Below are 18,235 nucleotides of genomic sequence, written 5' to 3'. Positions count from 1 at the left end.
TCACAGAGCCTCCCCCAGGTAGGCCTCTTGCACGGTGGGGTTGGCCATCACCGTCTCCGGGGTGTCGCAGGCCAGCAGCGCGCCGTGGTGCATCACGGCGATCCGGTCGGCCAGCTCCAGGATGACGTCCATGTGGTGCTCGACCATCAGCACCGACCGGCCGCTGTCGCCGGTGAGCGAGCGGATCACCGAGACCAGTTCGGGCACGTCCTCGGCGCTGACCCCGGCCATCGGCTCGTCGAGCAGCATGACCCGGGGCTCCCCGGCCAGCAGCAGGGCGATCTCCAGCTTCCGCTTCTCGCCGTGGGCGAGGGTGCCGGCCAGCGCCGTACCCCGGTGGGCGAGGCCGACCCGGTCGAGCGCCGCGTCGGCGGCGGCGGTGACCTCACGGTCGGCCGCCGCCCGCCGCCACAGCTTCATCGAGCCCCCGCGGTGCGCCTGCACGGCGAGCCGGACGTTCTCCCGCACGCTGAGCGAGCCGAAGACCGAGGATGCCTGGAAGGTACGGCCGAGCCCGAGGCGGGCCCGCTTGTGCGGCGGGAGGGAGCCGATGTCCTGCCCGTCGAGGGTGATCCGACCTTCCGTGGCCCGGCGTACGCCGGTGATCAGGTTGAACAGTGAGGTCTTGCCGGCGCCGTTGGGCCCGATGACGCCGAGGAACTCCCCGGGCGCCAGGTCGAGGTAGACGCCGTCGACGATGGCGACCTCACCGATCCGCCAGGTCAGACCGCGGGTGGTGAGCATCTGCTGTCAGCCCTTCATCGCCACGGCAGGCGGCGCGGACTCGTCCCCGGTGAGCGCCTTCTGGGCGGTGGCCGTGAACGCGGTGCCGCTGCCGGACAGCTTGGCCTGGAACATCGGCTGGAGCAGCGCGTGGTCCTCGGCCCGGATGGTCATCTTGCCCTTGACCCCGTCGAAGCTCCAGCCCTCCAGCGCCGTGATCATCTTCTCGACGTCGTCGCCGCCCTCGGCGATGGCGCGGACGACCATCTGGGCGGCGGCGAAGCCGTCCGGGTGGAAGAGGTCGACGGTGCCGACCTTGGCCTTCAGCGCCTGCACGGCCTCGTTGTCGGAGGCCCCGTCGAAGTAGTGCGACAGGAAGGAGATCTTGGTGCCGGCGGCGCCGAAGGTCGGCCACGAGGCCCGGATGTCCAGGCCGGTGACGACCGTGGTGGAGGAGAGCACGCCCTGCTGGTCGAGCGTCTGCCACATCGCGGGGGCGGTGGTGCCGGCCCAGGCGACGAAGAGCAGGTCCGGCTTGGCGGACTTGATCTGGCTGGCGAACGGGGTGAACTCCGTGGCGCTGGCCGGCGCCCGTACGCTGCTGACGGCCGCGCCCGCGCCGCCGATGACGGCCTTCACGGCCGCCTCGTTGGCGTCGCCGAAGGCGCCGTCCTGGGCGAAGACCACGACCTTCTTCCCGGCCGGGTCGCCGATGAACGACTTGGCGGTCACCACGTCCTGGTACGACTGCCGCCCGGAGCGGAACGTGTACTTGTTCGCGCCGGTCACCGCGTCGGTGGCGGCCGGGCCGGAGATGAAGAGGACCTTGTTCTGCGCGGCGATCGGGGCGACCTGGAGGGCCACGCCGGAGGCCGTCGAACCCGCGATGATCTTGTTGCCCTTGCCGATCAGGTCCTTGGCCGCGGAGACCGCCTTGGCCGGGTCGCCCGCGTCGTCGACCTCGGTGACCTCGATCGCCCGGTCGCCCACCTTGTTGGTGCCCTTGGTGGCGAAGTCGAGGCCGGCCTTGAATCCCTCGATGTACTGCTTGCCGTAGCTGGCGAGGGCTCCCGACTGGGAGTAGACCAGGCCAACCTTCACCGGTGCGGCGCTGTCGCCGCCGCCGGAGGCGGTGTCCTGCGGGCTACCACAGGCCGTGGCGGCGAGCGCCGCGGCCATCATCGTGGCGGCGGAGAGGAACACCCGCCGCGTCGTCCGGACCGTCATTGCGACTCCACGTGAGGACTCGGAGGTAGGAACTCATATGACGGCCCACGCTAGAAGTGACGTCACCCACGGGCTATGTGGCCGAAACACACAAGTAACAGAGGTGGGGTGGTCACCCGTACCAGCCGTCGGCACGCGACGCCGAAAGCACGGGGCGACGGTGGCGCTACCCACCATCGCCGGCTCGCCTCGTGTGTCTGACGGGGACACCGCAAACGGACTCCGCCGACAGACCCAGCGGCCGGGAACACCAGGGGCGGCGGCGTCTGTCACGGCCACTTCGGCGGCACACAGGGGCCCCGTCACCGTAGCCGCCCGCTGCCTAGCCGGCCCTCGGCAGCCGCCCGCTGCCTAGCCGGCCCTCGGCAGCCGCCCGCTGCCTAGCCGGCCCTCGGCAGCCGCCCGCTGCGTAGCCGGCCCACCGGGCAGCCGCCCCCCGCGTAGGCGCTTCCGCCGCCACGCCGAACCGCACCGCCACGCCACCTCTGTCGGCACACCGGGACCGCTCGGGAGATCTTGGTAGGAAAGTGCCCCTCAAGGGGCCGTTTCGTACCAAGGTCTCCGGGTTCGTCGGTTGGCACACCGCTGATTGCCGGCCGGGATGACGACGTCGTCGGGTTCGACCCGCCCCCCATACACGGGGCAGCTCGACAGCGTCCGCGCGGTGCACTCCGGCACGCCTGAATCGTCTACGACATCAGCTCGACAGCGTCCGCGCAGCCATCCGGGCACACCCCGAATCGCCTGCGTCTGACGCGGGATGAAGTCGTGCGGGATGCCGGTTCTCGCACCCGGATCGCGGTGGAAAAGGAAGATTGTCTGGTGCGCCGGCTCCTTCGTCACCCCGTACGGCTGGTGCCGTTCGGATTCCTGGTGACGATCATGGTCGGCACCGGGCTGCTGATGCTGCCCTGGGCCACCAGCGAGTACCGGCAGACCCCGTTCCTGACCGCCCTGTTCACGGCCACCTCGGCGGTGTCGGTGACCGGGATGACGATCGTGGACACCCCGCACTACTGGAACGGGTTCGGTCTCGCGATGATCACCGTGCTCACGCAGGTCGGCGGCCTGGGCATCGTCACCGGGGCGACCCTGGTGATCCTCGTGGTGGCCCGGCGACTGGGACTGCGCAGCCGGCTGCTGGTGCAGGCCGAGACGGCCGAGTTCGGCCTCGGTGACGTACGCCGGCTGCTGCTGCGCATCGCAGGCCTCGCGCTGGTGTGCGAGGCGGTCATCACCGCGATTCTGACCGCCCGGCTGTGGGTCGCCTACGACTATCCGTTCGGCCGGGCCCTGTGGGGCGGGGTATTCCACGCCGTCCAGGCCTTCAACAACGGCGGATTCGCCCTCTACACCGACAACCTGATCGGCTTCTCCACCGACGCGTGGTTCACCCTGCCGCTCTCGATCGGCACCATCATCGGCGGGCTCGGCTTCCCGGCGCTGTTCGAGGCGGTCCGGGAGTGGCGACAGCCGGCCCGCTGGGCGGTCGCCACGAAGCTGACCGTGTGGGGGAGCCTGACGCTGCTGACGGTGGGCTTCCTCGGCCTGCTGGTGATCGAGTGGGAGAACCCCCGCACCCTGGGCATCCACGCCTGGTCGGAGAAGCTCCTGGTGGCGTTCACGCAGAACGCGTTCACCCGCACCGGTGGCTTCAACGTCATCGACGTGAACAGCATGGAAGAGGAGAGCTACCCCCTGGTCATCGCGCTGATGTTCATCGGCGGCGGCAGCGCCAGCACGGCCGGCGGGATCAAGGTGGCCACCTTCTTCCTGCTCGCCTTCGTCCTGTGGGCCGAACTGCGGGGCGAGCCGGACGTGACGGTCGGGCACCGCCGGGTGGCCACCGCCAGCCAGCGGCAGGCCCTCACCATCGCGCTGCTCAGCGTCGCGCTGCTGGCCGGCGGCACGATGCTGTTGATCTTCCTCACCGAGGGCGTCCCCCTCTACGCCGCGCTGTTCGACGTGACCTCGGCGCTTACCACCACCGGCTTCAGCATCGGGGTCGCCGCGTCGCTGCCGGAGAACGGCCAGGTCGCCCTGATCATCCTCATGTTCGTCGGCCGGATCGGGCCCCTGACCCTCGGGTCGGCGATCGCCCTGAACACCCGGCGGCGGCTGTACCGCTACCCGGAGGAGCAACCCATTGTCGGCTAGGAAGACGGACGAGGGCAGCGTCCTGGTCATCGGACTGGGTCGGTTCGGCTGCTACCTGTCCCGCGCGTTGACCGCGCTGAACCACGAGGTGCTGGCCGTCGACCGCGACGCGGAGCGGGTGCAGCGGTGGTCGGCGCAGCTCGACCGCGTCGTGCAGGCCGACGCCACCGAGGAGGGGACGCTGCGCCAACTCGGCGTGGCGGAATTCGGGCGGGCGGTGGTCGCCATCGGCGCCTCGCTGGAGGCCAGCGTGCTGACGGTGCTGGCGCTGGCCGACCTGGGCGTACCGCAGATCTGGGCACGGGCCACCTCGACGAAGCACGCCAAGATCCTGGACTCGGTCGGCGCGCACCACGTGATCTTTCCCGAGGCGGAGACCGGCGAGCGGGTGGCCCACCTGATCGTCAGCAGGATGCTCGACTTCATCGAGTTCGGCGACGACTTCGCCATCGCCAAGGTGTGCAGCCCGGAGTCGATGGTCGGCCGACCGCTCGCGGAGCTGACCCCCACCGAGCAGCACGGAGTGCGGGTGGTGGGCGTGAAGCTGCCCGGGGAACGCTTCCGCTACGCCACGGACGCCACGGTGATCGCGCCGGGCAGCATGTTGATCGTCGAAGGGGACATCGGGCAGGTGCAACGGTTCGCGGAACTCAGCTGACCCCGGCAAAATCAGTCATCGTCCTCGTCCCTTTCCTCGCTTGCTTTTTTTGCCCCACCCGCCCCCTTTCCCTTGCCGGAGTTGTCGGACTTGGCCTTCGGCCCGCCGGAGTTGCCGCCCGCCTTGCCGGCGGACGTGCCGGCCTTCTTCGCCGGGGTCTTGACGCTGGGCTTGGCCGGCGCCTTCGACGGTGCCTTGCTGGGTGCCGCACCGGCCACCCCGGAGACCTGCGCCCCGCAGGTCTCCTCGCCGAGGCGGAACTCCAGCGGCAGCGGGTTCACGCCGGTGTGGCGGCCGGTCAGGGTGAGCTTCTCCGACGCGCCGGGCGCCAGCGCGGCCCGCTCCGGGCCGGCCGCCACGAGCACCGTACGGCCCTGCTGGCGCACCGGCACGGGCGTCGCCTTCGTCACCGTCTGCTGGCCCGGGAAGGTGAAACTGAGCCGCCAGTCGCGCAGCTCCCGCGTGCCGGCGTTGGTCAGGGTCAGCTCGGCGGCGAAGTCCTTGCCCGAGTCCTTACGCAACGTGTAGGCGACCCGGCAGGGCGGCGCCGTCGGCACCGGAGCGCCCATCCGCGCCTGCGTCTGCTGGTCGATGCCTCCGCTGGCGGGGCTGTGCGAGGTCACCCCCCACAACGCCGCCGTCACCGCCACCAGCCCGGCGGCGGCCACCCCCGCCTCGATCCGCCGGCGTCGGGTCGCCGCGCGCCGGTTGCGCGTACGGGAGAACGGCAGCGCGTCGGTCGCGGCGGACCAGGGCAGGATCGTGGTGCCGGCGGCGGCGAACGCGGCCTCGTCCACGGGCCCCGCCGGAGAGACCGGCACCGGGGCGATCATGCCGGCGGCCTCGGCGAGCGTCCGCGCGACCTCGGCGGTGGCGGGACGGTCCTCGGGGCGCTTGGCCAGGCAGCGGCCCACCAGCTCGCGCACCTCGTCGGGCAGCCCCGGCACCGGCGGCATGGGATCCGGCTCGTTGTACATGTGCGCGCGCAGCATCTGCGTGGTGGTGCTCGCCTGCCAGGGCAGCCGGCCGGTCAGCATCCGGTAGAGCAGCAGGCCGACGGCGTACACGTCGGTGGCCGGGGAGACCTGGCCGTTGTCGAGCCGCTCCGGCGCGAGGTACGCGGGCGTGCCGAGCAGGGCACCGTCCGGCCCCTTCTCCTTCTCCCCCACCAGCGCCGAGATGCCGAAGTCGACCACCTTCACGCCGATGGCGGTCAACATGATGTTGCCCGGGGTCACGTCGCGGTGCACCACGCCACGGGCGTGCGCGGTGGCGAGCGCCGAGGTGACCTCCGCGCCGATCGTCACCGCGTCCCGCCAGGGCAGGCTGCCCCGGCGCAGCCGGCCGGTCAGCGACTCGCCGTCGACCAGCTCCATGACGACGTACGGGACGGTCAGGCCGACCTGCTCGGACTCGCCGTAGTCGTACACGTTGGTGATGTTGGGGTGGCACAGCCGGGCGGCGGCCTGCGCCTCGATCCGGATGCGGTGCCGGAACGCGCGGTCGCTGGCCAGCCGCGACGCGAGTACCTTGACCGCCACCTGGCGGCCCAGCACCTCGTCGTAGCCGCGCCAGACCACGGACATGCCGCCCGCGCCGAGCTGCTCGATCAGCCGGTACCGCTCACCCAGCAGTTGTGCGCCGTCCCGGATCCCTCCACCCATGGGGATCGTTGTTGCCCCGGACCGACCCGGCTACACATCCAGGGTCGGAATCGGTCACCGATTCACCCGTTCAGGCGGTGGCCAGGAGCTGGTCCACGGGCGCGTAGTCGTCGGTCAGCACCAGCGCCTCGCCGACGAAGCCGGTGAGGTCGGCGCCCGCCAGGAGACTGGCGTCCTCCCGCAGCTCGGCCAGCCGGGCGCGGACCGCCTCCAGCGGCAGCGGGGCGTCGGAGGCGACGATGAGGAAGTTCGAGCCCTCCCGCCCGGCCAGCGCCGCCGCCGGGGCGATCAGCGCGACGTGCCGGAACTCGGCGGCGACGGTGGCCAGCTCGCTGCGGATGAAGCGCAGCGGCGGGTAGTCGATGACGTTCTGCACGTAGACGCCGCCGGGGCGGGTCACCCGGCGGACCTCGGCGGCCATCTCCCGGGTGGCCAGGTGCCAGGGCACCACCAGGTGCCCGAAGGCGTCGCCGACCACCAGGTCGCGGCTGTCGCTGGCCTCCGCCGCGACCAGCAGCCGGGCGTCACCCACCACCGCCCGCAGGTCCGGCCCCTGGCGTACGCCGAGCTGACGCTCGCCCAGCTCGACCAGCCCGCCGTCGATCTCGAATACGACGTTGTCGGTGCCGGGACGGGTGGCGGTCAGGTAGCGGGGCACGGTGAACCCGCCCCCGCCCAGGTGCAGCGCGTCGAGCCGCTGCCCCTTCGGGGCCACCACGTCGGCCACCGCCCCGATCCACCGCGTGTACGCGTACTCCAGGTGGGTGGGGTCGGCGAGATCCACGTACGAGTGCTGGGCGGAGTTGAGCAGTAGGGTGCGGCCGGACTCCCGGCCGGGGTCGGCCTCGACGCTGGCGCAGTGGTAGGCGGTCTCGATGTCGCACGGGTTCGGGGCGACCGTGGTCAGCCCGGCGCCGACGAGCCCCAGCACCGCCAGGGCGGCCTTGGCGCGGGCGGGGCCGGGCAGCTCGGCGCGGTCCTGGCGGCGCAGCCACACCCCGAGGCCGAGCCCGGTGAGCCCGAGCGAGGCCGCCAGGGCGAACAGGATGACCGTGCTGGGCAGCGCGGCCACCAGCACGAACCCGGTGCCCAGGGTGGCCGTGATCCCGCCCAGCGTGCCGATGCCGGAGAGCCGGCCGACCACCTGGCCGGTGCGCCGCAGGTCGGCGAGCTGAAGCTTGACCACCAGCGGCGTGACCGCGGCGAGCAGGGCCGCCGGCACGAAGACGGCGAGCGCGACGAGCAGCAGGATGGCCGAGGCCGCCCCGCCGCGCAGCACCTCGCCGGCGTACCGGACGACGGGCAGGGTGACCGCCGTGGCGATGCCGGCCAGCACCAGCGCCGGAGCCAGCAGGACGCGCGGGTTGCGCCGGTCCGCCAGCCAGCCGCCCGTCCAGGCCCCGTAGGCGATGGCGGCCAGGGCGATGCCGATGACCGAGCTGGTCACCTGAAGGGTCACCCCGACGTACGGTCCGACCAGCCGCAGCGCGACGGTCTCCAGCACCAGGACGGCGCCGCTGGAGAAGAAGACCAGGAACGCGGCGAGGCCGTTGGGCAGGGCCCGGGCGGTCGTCGCCGCCGGCGTGGCCGGCGGGACCGTGACGTCGGAGGATGCGGAGCTCACCCGCGCGATGGTACGCAGGAAAACTGGGCCCGCGGGTCAGTACATCGAGAGATGAACATGGTTCGTGTGGTCGGCGGCGGGACTGCCGCTGCCGCTGTAGGCCCGCCAACCGGTGCCCGGGTGCCAGATCTGCCGGTACCAGATCACGTAGAGCACGCCCAGCCGGCTGGCGTTGCGCACGTGCCAGGCGGCCAGGCTGTCCCCGTACGCCTTGTCGCCGCCCGTGGCGGTCTTGTCCTCGAACCCGCCCGCGGCGGCCGAGAAGTCGCAGGCCCGCCCCTTGGGGTGCTCGCCGGAGCCGCCGCTGCGGTAGCAGGAGACGTAGCGCTTGTAGCCGGCGGCCTTGGTCTGGTTGAGGGCGTTGAGCGTGCGCGGGGTGATGCAGCCGGAGGTGGTCGGGTCGTTGACCGAGCAGGACTCCGACGGCCAGGAGCCGTCCGAGTTGCGGGGCGCCGGCTTCGCCGAGGACGAGCTGGCGCCGCTGAAGCCGCCGCTGCTGCCCGAGCTGACCGCCGCTAGCGCCGCCTCGGCCTCCTTCTTCTTCTTCGCCATCACCGCGAGCTGCTTCTGCTGCTCACGGACCTCGGTGTCGATGGCGATCTTCGCCTGCCGGGCCTGCTCGCGTGCCTCGGTCAGGCTGCGCAGCCGCTTGCCGTCGCGCTGCGCCATCATGTCGAGGCTGGCCGCCCGTTCCAGGAACGCCTCCGGCGAGGCGCTGTTGAGCAGCATCGACGTGGGCGTCAACCGGCCCAGCCGGTACGACTGGGCGGCCACCTCGCCGACCTGCGCGGTCAGCTCGACCAGCCGGACCTCCACCTCGCCCAGCTGCTTGACCAGCTGCTTCTGCCGGGCCTTGGAGTTGTCCAGCTTCCCCTTGGCCTCGATGTGCGCCTTGGCGGTGGCCTCCAGGGCGTCCCGGAGCTTCTTGGTGCCGCCCTCGTTGGGTTCCGCGTACGCGGGCACCGCGCCGCCGGCGAAGAACATCGTCACGGCGAGGAGCAGGGCGGTCAGCGGGCGGCGGACGCGCCCACCGGTGGACGGGGCGGTCAGCTGGGGGCGGCCGTGACGCCCGACGGGCATGGTCCTGCGCACGAAAGCATCCTTCCGTCGGCCACCGGCCCCGGACGACAGCACGGCGCGGCGGCGACCCCTGCCGGGCGCCGGTCGGCGGCCTGCTGGCAGAGACCGGCGGTCAGGATACCGGACGGAGCACGATTGACCAGGCCCGCGAACGCCGGGGCCGGCCAACGTCGACGCAGTGTCGCGTCGGCGTCACGCACCGCCGAGCAGCGTCTCGCGTACCTGCGCCCAGATCTCCTCGCTCGCGGCCACCAGGAGGCCGTGGCCCTCGTCCGCCGGACGGTAGTCCGTGCCGTCGAAGCGCCGGGCCACCCCGCCCGCCGCACGCACCAGCAGGCTGCCGGGGGCGTGGTCCCAGGGCAGGGTCCGCCAGAAGAGCACGAAGTCCTGATCCCCGGTCAGCACGTCCAGGTATTCGCGCCCAGCGCAGTGCTGGCCGGGAAGCAGCTCGCCCAGCCGCGCGCCGCCGGCCTCGACCAGCGCCCGCGACGCGGACGGCAGCGCGTGCGACATCGCGGCGCCGCGTACCGCGTCGAGCGCGGGCGCCCGGTCGCCGGTCCACAGCGGCCGGCCGTCGAGCCGGGTCCCCTCGCCGGCCCGCGCGACGGCCAGCGTCCCGGCGAGCGGGTCGAGCACCCAGGCGGCGACCGGCTCCCCGTCGGTCAGCAACGCCACCATCAGCGCGAACGGCTGCCGGCCGGCGGCGAAGTTCGAGGTGCCGTCGACCGGGTCGACGAGCCACACGTCGCCGGCGCCGCGCAGGTGGTCAAGCAGGGTCGGATCGTCGGCCACCGCCTCCTCGCCGACCACCAGCGAGCCGGGGCGCAGCCGGCGCAGGGCCGCCGAAATGATCTCCTCGGCACGGCGGTCGGCGACGGTGACGAGCTCACCCGGCGCCTTCTCGCTGACGTCGGCGTCGTCGAGCTTGCGGAACAGCGGAAGCACGACCTGGTCGGCGGTCTCGCGCAGCAGACCACCGACGTCGTCGAGCAGGGTGTCAGCCACGCGGCGGCAGCTTCACCACGCTGACGAAGAACTCGTCGATCTGCCGGACCACCGAGATGAAGCGCTCGAAGTCCACCGGCTTCGTCACGTACGCGTTGGCGTGCAGCTGGTAGCTGCGCAGGATGTCCTCGTCGGCCTGGGAGGTCGTCAGCACCACGACCGGGATCCGGCAGAGCTGCTCGTCCTTCTTGATCTCCTCCAGCACCTCCCGCCCGTCGCGGCGGGGCAGGTTCAGGTCGAGCAGGATCAGGTCCGGCTGCACCACGTCGGCGTACTGGCCCTCCCGCCGCAGGTAGGCCAGCGCCTCGGCGCCGTCGGAGACGACGGTCAGCCGGTTGCGGAGCTTGTGCTCCTCGAACGCCTCCTGGGTCATCAACACGTCACCCGGGTCGTCCTCGACCAGCAGGACCTCGATCGGGCTCTTGCCGTCCGCCGGCGCGGTCATCCCACCGTCTCCCTCATGTCACCCGTTCTACCGTCTTCCGGTGCCCGGTCGGGCCCATCCGTGGGGTCCGGCCCGTCGGCACGCCCGCCGACCTGCGCCGGGGCGGCGGTACCGGCCTCCGTGGCGGGCTCGTCGCCGTCCCCGGTCACGGCCTCGTCGGCCGCCGGCTCGTCGGCCGGCCCGTCCGTCGACTCGGCCGCCGCCTCGACGTCCTCGGGCAGCGCCGGGAGGGTGAAGCGGATCGCCGTGCCCTCCTCGACGTCGGTGTCCACCCAGACCCGGCCGCCGTGGTATTCCACGATCTTCTTGACGATCGCCAGCCCGATCCCGGTGCCCGGGTACGCGTCCTTGGCGTGCAGCCGCTGGAAGATGACGAAGATCTTGTCGGCGAACTCGGGCTCGATGCCGATGCCGTTGTCCTGGCAGCTGATCTCCCACTCGTCGCCCACGAGGCGGGCCGAGATGTGCACCTTCGGCGGCACGTCGGGGCGGCGGAACTTCACCGAGTTGCTGACCAGGTTGGCCAGCAGGTTGGTCAGCAGCGGCTCCTCGCCGCGGATGACCGGCAGCTCGCCCCAGGTCAGCTCCGCGTCGGCGTACTGGCGGGCCGCCTCGGTCTGGCCGGCCACGTCGCCCATGACCTTGTTCATGTCGACCTCGGTGAAACCCGTGGTGAGCCGGCCGATCCGGGAGAAGGCGAGCAGGTCGTTGATGAGGCGCTGCATCCGCTGCGCGCCGTCGACCGCGAACGCGATGTACTGGTCGGCCCGCTCGTCCAACTGCCCCGCGTAGCGGCGCTGAAGGAGCTGGCAGAAGCTGGCCACCTTGCGCAGCGGCTCCTGGAGGTCGTGCGAGGCGACGTACGCGAACTGCTCCAGGTCACGGTTGGAGCGGGTGAGCTCCTCGGCCTGCTTCTGGAGCTGGCTGTTGACCCACTCGATGCGCTCGCGGGCCTCCCGTACCTCCGCCAGGTCCTTGGCGATCTTGCGCCGCATCGCGTCGACGTCCTCGGCGAGCCGCATGAACTCGGGTGGGCCGGCGCCGACGATGCCGTGCTGGTAGTCGCCCTCGGCCACCTCCCGGACCTGGTCGGCGAGCCCCGTCAGCGGGCGGATCACCATCTTGTCCAACGAGACCAGCAGCATGCTGCCGGCGACGATGACCACCCCGACGGCCACGATCAGCAGCACGACCAACAGGTTGCTGGTCCGCTCCACGTCCGCGGCGCTGCGCTGCCGGGTCTCGAAGATCTCCTGCTGGAGATGGTCGAGCGCGTCCCGGACGTCGTTGAACTGTTCCCGGGCCTGGTCCGTGATGAGCGCCTGAGCGGCGCTGGTGCCACTCTGATCCGTGGTGGTGACCACCGGCACCGCCACCGCCTGGCGCCACACCTCGGCCCGTTCCTCCACCACCCGGATCTCCTGTCGGAGCTCCGGGTAGTCGGCGACGAGCCGGTGCATCGAGGCGACCAGGTCCTGCTCGCGCTTGCGCCCGGCGTCGTAGGGCGCCAGGTCGGCCGGGTTGCCGCTGACCGCGTAGCCGCGCACCGCCGTCTCCTGGTCCAGCAGCGCGTTCAGCAACTCCTGCGCCTGCACCCGCAGCGGGCCGGTCTTGTTCAGGATCGCATCGATGTGCGACCGGTTCTTCGCCGCCAGGGCCACCTCGCCGGAGGCCAGGCCGAGCAGCAGGACGGCGACGACGACGAGCAGCGTGACGACCCTCCGGCGCAGGGTCCAGTCGCGTACGGCCGTCACCGGCCACCGCCCCGGCTGACCAGCAGCATGGCGACGTCGTCGGCGAACGGGCCGCCGTTGAGCTGCTCGGCGCGCCCGACCAGCCAGGCCGGCAGCTCGGACAGCGGCACGGCGAGGGTCGCCGGGTCGGCGAGCAGTCCGCTGAGGCCGGGTACGTCGAGGCGCTCGTCGCCCTCGCCGATCCGGCCCTCGATCAGGCCGTCGGTGTACATCAACAGGGACCAGTCATCGGTGTCGAACTCCAGGTCGTAGGCCACGGGCCGGCGGGGTCGTACGCCGAGGAGCAAACCGCCGGGTGCCGGCACCGGCACCACCTTGCCCCCGGCGAGCAGCAGCGGCGGCGGGTGCCCGGCCAGCCGGACGGTGCCCCGGTTGGCGTCGAGGTCCAGCCGCACGGTGGCGACGGTCGCGAAGATCTCCTGGAGGCGGCGCTCGCTCATCAGCACCTGTTCCAGCGCCGGGAGCACCTCGTCGTCGGGTACGCCGGCGAGGATCAGGGCCCGCCAGGCGACGCGAAGCTCGACGCCGAGGGCCGCCTCGTCCACGCCGTGCCCGCAGACGTCGCCGATGATCAGGTCGAGCCGGTCGGGTCGGGTCTGCACCACGTCGTAGAAGTCGCCGCCGATCAGGGCGGCGTGCCGGCCGGGCCGGTAGAAGGTGTGCACCGCGACGACGTCGGTGGTCATCAGCGGCTGCGGCAGCAGGCCCCGTTCCAGTCGGGCCGACTCGGCCTGGCGCAGCTCGACCTCGCGCAGCCGCCGGGCGTTCTCGTCGGCGCGCTTGCGCTCCACCGCGTAGCGCAGCGCCCGGGTCAGCAGCACCCCGTCGACCTGGCCCTTGACCAGGTAGTCCTGGGCGCCCTCGGCGACCGCGACGATGCCGAGGTGCTCGTCGGATCGGCCGGTCAGTACGCAGACGGCGGCGCCGCTGGCCATCTCCAGCACCTGGCGCAGCCCGTCGAGGCCCTGCGCGTCGGGCAGGCCGAGGTCGAGCAGGACGCAGTCGACGCCCAGTACGCGCTGCCGCGCCTCGCTGAGGCTGGTCGCCACCAGCAGGTCGATCATCGAGTTGGTCTCGGCGAGCAGCTCGCCGACCAGGAAGGCGTCGCCCTCGTCGTCCTCGACCAGCAGCACCCGCAGCCGCTCGCCCGGCGGCAGGTTGGGATGCCGTCCCATGCCGCCGTGCGGGTACGGCCCGACGGAGGAACCGGCCATGCCGGTCCCCCGGTACGGCCGGGTCACCGCCGCGAGACGTGGGAGTTCGCTGGTGATGTCGGGCTCCTTCCGAGTGCCCTGCTGATCCTGTATTAGACAACGTTCGCACACAACACGACGGGCTCCGTATGCGCGGGCATGGGTCTGATCACTACGCGCCGGCGGGCAAAACGGACGGGTGTGCCCTCCGGCAGCCACCGGGAGTCCCGCTGGCGGCCCCCGGGGTGCAGGATGGTGCCCACCTGAGACCCGAGGAGACCCCGTGGGCGCACCCCCCATCCGCCCCGCCGACCGCGCGCTGGCCCGCCCCGGCCGCCGGTTCGCCGCCGCCGTGGCGGCGCTCGCCGCGCTGGTCGCCGTCGGCGCCGGCAGCCTGCTCGACCTGCGTACCCCCACGCCGCGCCCGGCCGACGCGCCGCCCGGCGAGTTCAGCGCCGCCCGGGCGTACGAGCACGTCGGCGTCGTCGCCGCGCGGACGCACGTGGCGGGCAGCCCGGCGAACGACCAGGTCCGCGCGCACGTCGAGGGGGTGCTGCGCGGTCTCGGTCTGGAGACCGAGGTGCAGGACACCGTCGCGCCCGAGGCCGGCCAGCTCAGCGGGGCGGCCGGCGGGGCCACCCTGGCCCGGGTACGCAACGTGGTGGCCCGGCTGCCCGGCACGGACCCCACCGGGAAGGTCTTCCTCGTCTCGCACTACGACTCGGTGCAGTCCGGGCCGGGCGGCAACGACGACGCCGCCGGCACCTCGACCATCCTGGAGGTGGCCCGCGCGCTGGCCACCGGCCCCCGGCCGCGCAACGACATCGTCTTCGTGCTCACCGACGCCGAGGAGGCGTGCCTGTGCGGGGCGGCGGCGTTCGCGTCCAGCCACCCGCTGGCCGCCGACGGCGGCGTCGTGCTCAACCTGGAGGCGCGCGGCTCCACCGGCCCGGTGATCATGTTCGAGACGTCGCGGAACAACGCCGCCCTGGTGGACGTCTTCGGCCGGGCCGCGCCGCACGCCGTGGGCACCTCGTTCGCCGTGGAGATCTACCGGGCGATGCCCAACGACACGGACTTCACGGCGTTCCTCGACAACGACTTCGTCGGGCTCAACTCGGCGTACATCGACGGCGGGGCGATCTACCACACCCCGCTGGACACCCCCGCCGCCATGGACCGGGCCAGCCTCCAGCACCACGGCGACAACGCCCTCGGCCTCGCCCGTGAGTTCGGCCGGGTGGACCTGACCGCGCTGGACTCCGGGCACGACGGCACCTACTTCCCCGTCCCGGGCGGGCTGGTCCGCTACCCCGGCTGGCTGGTGCTGCCGTTGGCGCTGCTGGCGCTCGCCGCCGTGGCGGCCCTCGGCTGGCTCGCCCTGCGCCGGGGCCGCGTCACCGCCGGCCGGCTCGCCGCCGGGTTCGGGCTGGCGCTGCTGCCGCTCGTCCTCGCCCCGCTCGCCGCGCAGCTGCTCTGGGCGGCGGTCACCGCGCTGCGGCCCGGCTACGCCGAGCTGCTCGACCCGTACCGGCCCACCTGGTACCGGCTGGCCGTGGTGGCGCTCGCCGCCGCCGTCCTGTTCACCTGGTACGCGCTCACCCGCCGCCGGGTCGGCCCGGCTGCGCTCGCCATCGGCGGGCTGGGCTGGCTGGCCGTGCTCGGGGTGCTGCTCGCCGTGCTGGTGCCCGGCGGGGCGTACCTCGTCACCCTCCCGGCCCTGGCCGGCGCGCTGGCCGGGCTGGTCGCGCTGGCCACGCGGATCGACGGACCGTGGCCGGTGGTCGCGGTGACCCTGGCCGCCGCGGTGGCCGTGGTGATCCTGCTGCCCACGGTGGTCCTGCTCTTCCCGGCGCTCGGCATGGCGATGGGCGGGGTGGCGGCGCTGGTCGCGGTGCTGCTCGGCCTGGCCGCGCTGCCGGTGGTCGACCTGCTGCACCCGCAGGCCGGCGGGCAGCGCGGGATGCTCGCCCTGCGCGCGCGCCGGCTCGGCGCGCTGCCGGCCGCCGCCACCGCCCTGACGGCGGTGGTCCTCACCGGGGTCGGGCTCGCCGTCGACCGCTTCGACGCCGCGCACCCCGCCCCCACCCACCTGATGTACGCCCTCGACGCCGGCACCGGGCAGGCCCGCTGGCTCAGCCGCGAGGAGGATCCGCAGCCCTGGACCGACGGCTACGTCGACGGGGTGACCGAGGTGGCCGACTTCCCCGGCCTGGGCGACGCGGAACTGCGTGCCGGCCCGGCGCAGGCGGCGAACCTGCCCGCCCCGAAGCTGGAGGTGCTCGCCGACACCACCACCGGCGCCGAGCGCACCCTGCGTCTGCGGCTGGTCCCCCAGCGCCAGGTCCGGCTGACGACCCTGCACGTGGAGGCGGCGACGGCGACGGTGCTGCGGGCGGAGGTGGCCGGCCGTCCGGTGCCGGTGGAGGCCGGTGCGGGCCGCTGGGGCTTCGGCCTGGTCTTCCACGCCCCGCCGCCGGAGGGGATCGAGGTGACGCTGACCGTCGCCCCGAAGGCGGGCCAGGTGGCGCTGCGCGCGATGGACGCCAGCGACGGCCTGGACGCCCTGCCCGGCTTCCGGCCCCGCCCGCCCGACGTGGGGATCAAGGGCTCACACACCTCGGAGATGCTGGCCGTGGCACGCACCTATCCGCTCTAGCCAGTCCCCGTCGCGGGCATGTTCTCCATCGAGTCGCCGCGTGCGTAACGCCAGCCACATCGACGACGCCGGATAGGTGGAGACAGCTGACACCTGGCTGTGCCCTCGCCGTCACGGCGAGCCGTCACCTGCGACGTAAGGACGCTATGCGACCTCGTTCTCCGTCCCGCTCGATCCGACGTACCCTTGCCAACTCTCTCGCCACCCTCGCCCTCGTCGGCGGCGCGGCGGCACTCGCTCCGGCCGACGCGGTGGCGGCCGGAAAACTCCAGCCCGACCTGGCTGTCGACCTGATGATGACCAACGTGTTGAACCCGGCGGAGGGCGAGACCTTCTACGCCGAGATCGACATCCGGAACTACGGCAACGGGCCATCGGACCCGGTGACGCTGACCGTCTCGGTGCCTTCGGGGCTACAGACCACAACCCCCGCCCCCGACGCCGGCTGGACCTGCGCGAGGGCGAGCACGACGAGCTACACCTGCTCGTATCCGGAACTGGCGGCTGGCGGTCGCGCGTTCCGGCTGCATGTGCCGTTCGTCGTGGCCGGCGCGGCACCGGGCAGCGCGGTCCCCGTCACCACGAGCATCACCCCGCAGCGCCGTGAGGCGAACACCGGCAACAACACCGGTTCCGTCACGGTGGCGATCTCGGGCACGTGCGTCATCCGGGGCACCGTCTGGCACGACCTCGACCGGGACGGGCAGCGTGAGGAGGGTGAGCCGGCCGTCGCCGGCGGCCCGGACGGCGTGTTGAACGTGAGTCTGTGGATTCGGCAGGGACAGGCCATCGGCGGCGGCTCGACGACCGTCAACCCGGACGGGACCTGGTCGATCACCGCCCGCACCGAACTGCTGTACCAGGTCCGGCTCGAGGTGTCGAGTGCGTACGGTCGGACCGTAGCCGACTCGGGTGACGACGCCACCGACTCGGACATGGTGACGTCGTACCAGTTCGAGCCGACCGTGCTCGTCGGCAGCGCCGAGTTCCACGCCGCGCACGGCGGCGAGTACGTGGTCGACGCCGGCCTGATCCCCCAGAGCTGAGCCCGTCGCCGCCCGCCCGAGGCAAGCCGCCCGTCCGAGGCGACTCGGGCGGGCGGCGCGACTCACCGGATCGGTGCCAGGCCGGGGCTTCTACTTCCAGCGGAAGTGGACGAAGAGGCGGCCGAAGTTCTTCGAGTCCTTCTCGACCCGGTGGTAGAGCTGCTTGACGTCCTTCTGGTCGAGGAAGCGCAGCACCCGCTTCTTGAGCTGGCCGGAGCCCTTGCCGGGGATGATCTCGACGAGGGTGGCCTTCTTCGCCACCGCCTCGTCCATGATCCCGCGCAGGGCCCGGTCGATGTCGTGGCCCTTGTTGAAGATGTCGTGCAGGTCCAGCTTCAGCTTCATCGCGTACCCGCCGGCAGCTCACGTCCCATGACGCCGATGGTAGGCGTCCCGCGGCGTCCACGGCGATGGCCGGTGATCAGGACGGCATGGACCCTACATGGCAGTTTTAGGGTCCATGGCGTCCTGATCACCCCGCCCGTGTCCCGGCGGCGAGCACTCGGGCGGGTGCCGTCAGCGGCCGCCCGCGACCCGGGTCTCCACCCGGTGCAGGGCGGTGCGGTAGTCGTCGTTGCCGCTGTGCATGGCCGCCGCGATGCGCAGGTGCCGCAACGCGTCGGCGTGCCGGTTCAGCCGCTCCAGCGTACGGCCCAGCACGTGGTGGGCGTAGTGGTCGGCGGGGTCCCGGTCGACCAGCTCCCGCAGCTGCGCCTCGGCCCGGCTGAGCTGGGCCGACTGGAAGTACGCCCGGGCCAGCAGCTGCCGTACCGAGGCGTTGCCCGGCTCGGCCTCCACGATCGGTTCGAGCAGCCGGGCGGCGCCGGTCGGGTCACCGGCCTCGAAGAACATGGTCGCCCGCCGGTACTCGGCCAGAAGATCCATCCGACCCACCCCCTCGTGTCGCACCACTGTCCCGACGCTGGCACAACACCCGCCGTACCGCGACTCTTCCCGGCCGGGAACCGCGTCGACCCCAGGCTGCCATCGCCGCGCCAGC

At 72.6% G+C, this 18,235-nt stretch carries 15 protein-coding genes; 4 read left to right on the top strand and 11 right to left on the bottom strand.

Annotated elements, in window-relative coordinates:
• Positions 1 to 744 (bottom strand): ABC transporter ATP-binding protein, encoded by a 744-nt coding sequence (locus ACGFIR_RS17855; RefSeq protein WP_393146070.1) that lies wholly within the window; start codon positions 742 to 744, stop codon positions 1 to 3.
• A 6-nt stretch (positions 745 to 750) separates the two neighbouring features.
• The gene (locus ACGFIR_RS17850) at positions 751 to 1,950 is read right to left on the bottom strand and encodes a substrate-binding domain-containing protein (RefSeq protein ID WP_392998259.1); all 1,200 of its coding nucleotides are present in this window, start codon (positions 1,948 to 1,950) and stop codon (positions 751 to 753) included.
• 822 nt (positions 1,951 to 2,772) lie between these two features.
• Here ACGFIR_RS17850 and ACGFIR_RS17845 point away from each other — a divergent pair.
• Positions 2,773 to 4,107, top strand: coding sequence for a TrkH family potassium uptake protein (locus ACGFIR_RS17845; RefSeq protein ID WP_393146068.1), 1,335 nt, complete (start codon positions 2,773 to 2,775; stop codon positions 4,105 to 4,107).
• The gene (locus ACGFIR_RS17840; RefSeq protein WP_392998255.1) at positions 4,097 to 4,765 is read left to right on the top strand and encodes a potassium channel family protein; all 669 of its coding nucleotides are present in this window, start codon (positions 4,097 to 4,099) and stop codon (positions 4,763 to 4,765) included. The genes ACGFIR_RS17845 and ACGFIR_RS17840 overlap by 11 nt, the downstream gene beginning before the upstream one ends.
• A gap of 11 nt (positions 4,766 to 4,776) precedes the next feature.
• Here the strand turns inward: ACGFIR_RS17840 and ACGFIR_RS17835 are convergent, their stop codons facing one another.
• From ACGFIR_RS17835 to ACGFIR_RS17805, 7 genes are all read right to left on the bottom strand, one after another.
• The gene (locus ACGFIR_RS17835; protein ID WP_393146066.1) at positions 4,777 to 6,429 is read right to left on the bottom strand and encodes a serine/threonine-protein kinase; all 1,653 of its coding nucleotides are present in this window, start codon (positions 6,427 to 6,429) and stop codon (positions 4,777 to 4,779) included.
• A 70-nt stretch (positions 6,430 to 6,499) separates the two neighbouring features.
• On the bottom strand, positions 6,500 to 8,053 hold the full coding sequence (locus ACGFIR_RS17830) for a fused MFS/spermidine synthase (protein ID WP_393146064.1): 1,554 nt from the start codon (positions 8,051 to 8,053) through the stop codon (positions 6,500 to 6,502).
• 36 nt (positions 8,054 to 8,089) lie between these two features.
• Positions 8,090 to 9,133 carry a coiled-coil domain-containing protein gene (locus ACGFIR_RS17825; protein ID WP_392999386.1) on the bottom strand — a complete coding sequence of 348 codons (1,044 nt, stop codon included), beginning with the start codon at positions 9,131 to 9,133 and terminating at the stop codon, positions 8,090 to 8,092.
• Between the two features lie 192 nt (positions 9,134 to 9,325).
• Complete coding sequence (locus ACGFIR_RS17820) at positions 9,326 to 10,138, bottom strand: inositol monophosphatase family protein (RefSeq protein WP_392998249.1); 813 nt, start codon at positions 10,136 to 10,138, stop codon at positions 9,326 to 9,328.
• Positions 10,131 to 10,583 carry a response regulator gene (locus tag ACGFIR_RS17815; RefSeq protein ID WP_311413128.1) on the bottom strand — a complete coding sequence of 151 codons (453 nt, stop codon included), beginning with the start codon at positions 10,581 to 10,583 and terminating at the stop codon, positions 10,131 to 10,133. The genes ACGFIR_RS17820 and ACGFIR_RS17815 overlap by 8 nt, the downstream gene beginning before the upstream one ends.
• Positions 10,580 to 12,337: an ATP-binding protein gene (locus ACGFIR_RS17810; protein ID WP_393146062.1), complete on the bottom strand. Its 1,758-nt coding sequence runs from the start codon at positions 12,335 to 12,337 to the stop codon at positions 10,580 to 10,582. The genes ACGFIR_RS17815 and ACGFIR_RS17810 overlap by 4 nt, the downstream gene beginning before the upstream one ends.
• A complete protein-coding gene (locus ACGFIR_RS17805; protein WP_393146060.1) occupies positions 12,334 to 13,551 on the bottom strand; it encodes a PP2C family protein-serine/threonine phosphatase in 1,218 nt (405 codons plus the stop codon). Before ACGFIR_RS17805 ends, ACGFIR_RS17810 begins: the two co-directional genes overlap by 4 nt.
• Before the next feature lie 262 nt (positions 13,552 to 13,813).
• Here ACGFIR_RS17805 and ACGFIR_RS17800 point away from each other — a divergent pair, with 262 nt between their 5' ends.
• Positions 13,814 to 16,189 carry a M28 family peptidase gene (locus ACGFIR_RS17800; RefSeq protein ID WP_393146058.1) on the top strand — a complete coding sequence of 792 codons (2,376 nt, stop codon included), beginning with the start codon at positions 13,814 to 13,816 and terminating at the stop codon, positions 16,187 to 16,189.
• Between the two features lie 146 nt (positions 16,190 to 16,335).
• Positions 16,336 to 17,235, top strand: a complete 900-nt coding sequence (locus ACGFIR_RS17795) for an SdrD B-like domain-containing protein (protein WP_393146056.1) — start codon at positions 16,336 to 16,338, stop codon at positions 17,233 to 17,235.
• 90 nt (positions 17,236 to 17,325) lie between these two features.
• Here ACGFIR_RS17795 and ACGFIR_RS17790 read toward each other — a convergent pair whose 3' ends face one another.
• Positions 17,326 to 17,580, bottom strand: a complete 255-nt coding sequence (locus ACGFIR_RS17790) for a Smr/MutS family protein (protein WP_013736060.1) — start codon at positions 17,578 to 17,580, stop codon at positions 17,326 to 17,328.
• Between the two features lie 171 nt (positions 17,581 to 17,751).
• The gene (locus tag ACGFIR_RS17785) at positions 17,752 to 18,120 is read right to left on the bottom strand and encodes a tetratricopeptide repeat protein (RefSeq protein ID WP_392998239.1); all 369 of its coding nucleotides are present in this window, start codon (positions 18,118 to 18,120) and stop codon (positions 17,752 to 17,754) included.
• Positions 18,121 to 18,235 lie beyond the last annotated feature (115 nt).

This window comes from Micromonospora sp. NPDC049051, assembly GCF_043197575.1.
Taxonomy (GTDB): Bacteria; Actinomycetota; Actinomycetes; order Mycobacteriales; family Micromonosporaceae; genus Micromonospora.
The sequence above is the reverse complement of the archived record's forward strand: the minus strand, read 5'-3'. Positions and strand labels throughout refer to the sequence as shown.

Coding starts and splice junctions, on each gene's coding strand:
- ACGFIR_RS17855 (WP_393146070.1), bottom strand. CDS start 744: ATGCTCACCACCCGCGGTCTGACCTGGCGGATCGGTGAGGTCGCCATC.
- ACGFIR_RS17850 (WP_392998259.1), bottom strand. CDS start 1,950: ATGACGGTCCGGACGACGCGGCGGGTGTTCCTCTCCGCCGCCACGATG.
- ACGFIR_RS17835 (WP_393146066.1), bottom strand. CDS start 6,429: ATGGGTGGAGGGATCCGGGACGGCGCACAACTGCTGGGTGAGCGGTAC.
- ACGFIR_RS17825 (WP_392999386.1), bottom strand. CDS start 9,133: ATGCCCGTCGGGCGTCACGGCCGCCCCCAGCTGACCGCCCCGTCCACC.
- ACGFIR_RS17815 (WP_311413128.1), bottom strand. CDS start 10,583: ATGACCGCGCCGGCGGACGGCAAGAGCCCGATCGAGGTCCTGCTGGTC.
- ACGFIR_RS17805 (WP_393146060.1), bottom strand. CDS start 13,551: ATGGCCGGTTCCTCCGTCGGGCCGTACCCGCACGGCGGCATGGGACGG.
- ACGFIR_RS17795 (WP_393146056.1), top strand. CDS start 16,336: ATGCGACCTCGTTCTCCGTCCCGCTCGATCCGACGTACCCTTGCCAAC.
- ACGFIR_RS17790 (WP_013736060.1), bottom strand. CDS start 17,580: ATGAAGCTGAAGCTGGACCTGCACGACATCTTCAACAAGGGCCACGAC.
- ACGFIR_RS17785 (WP_392998239.1), bottom strand. CDS start 18,120: ATGGATCTTCTGGCCGAGTACCGGCGGGCGACCATGTTCTTCGAGGCC.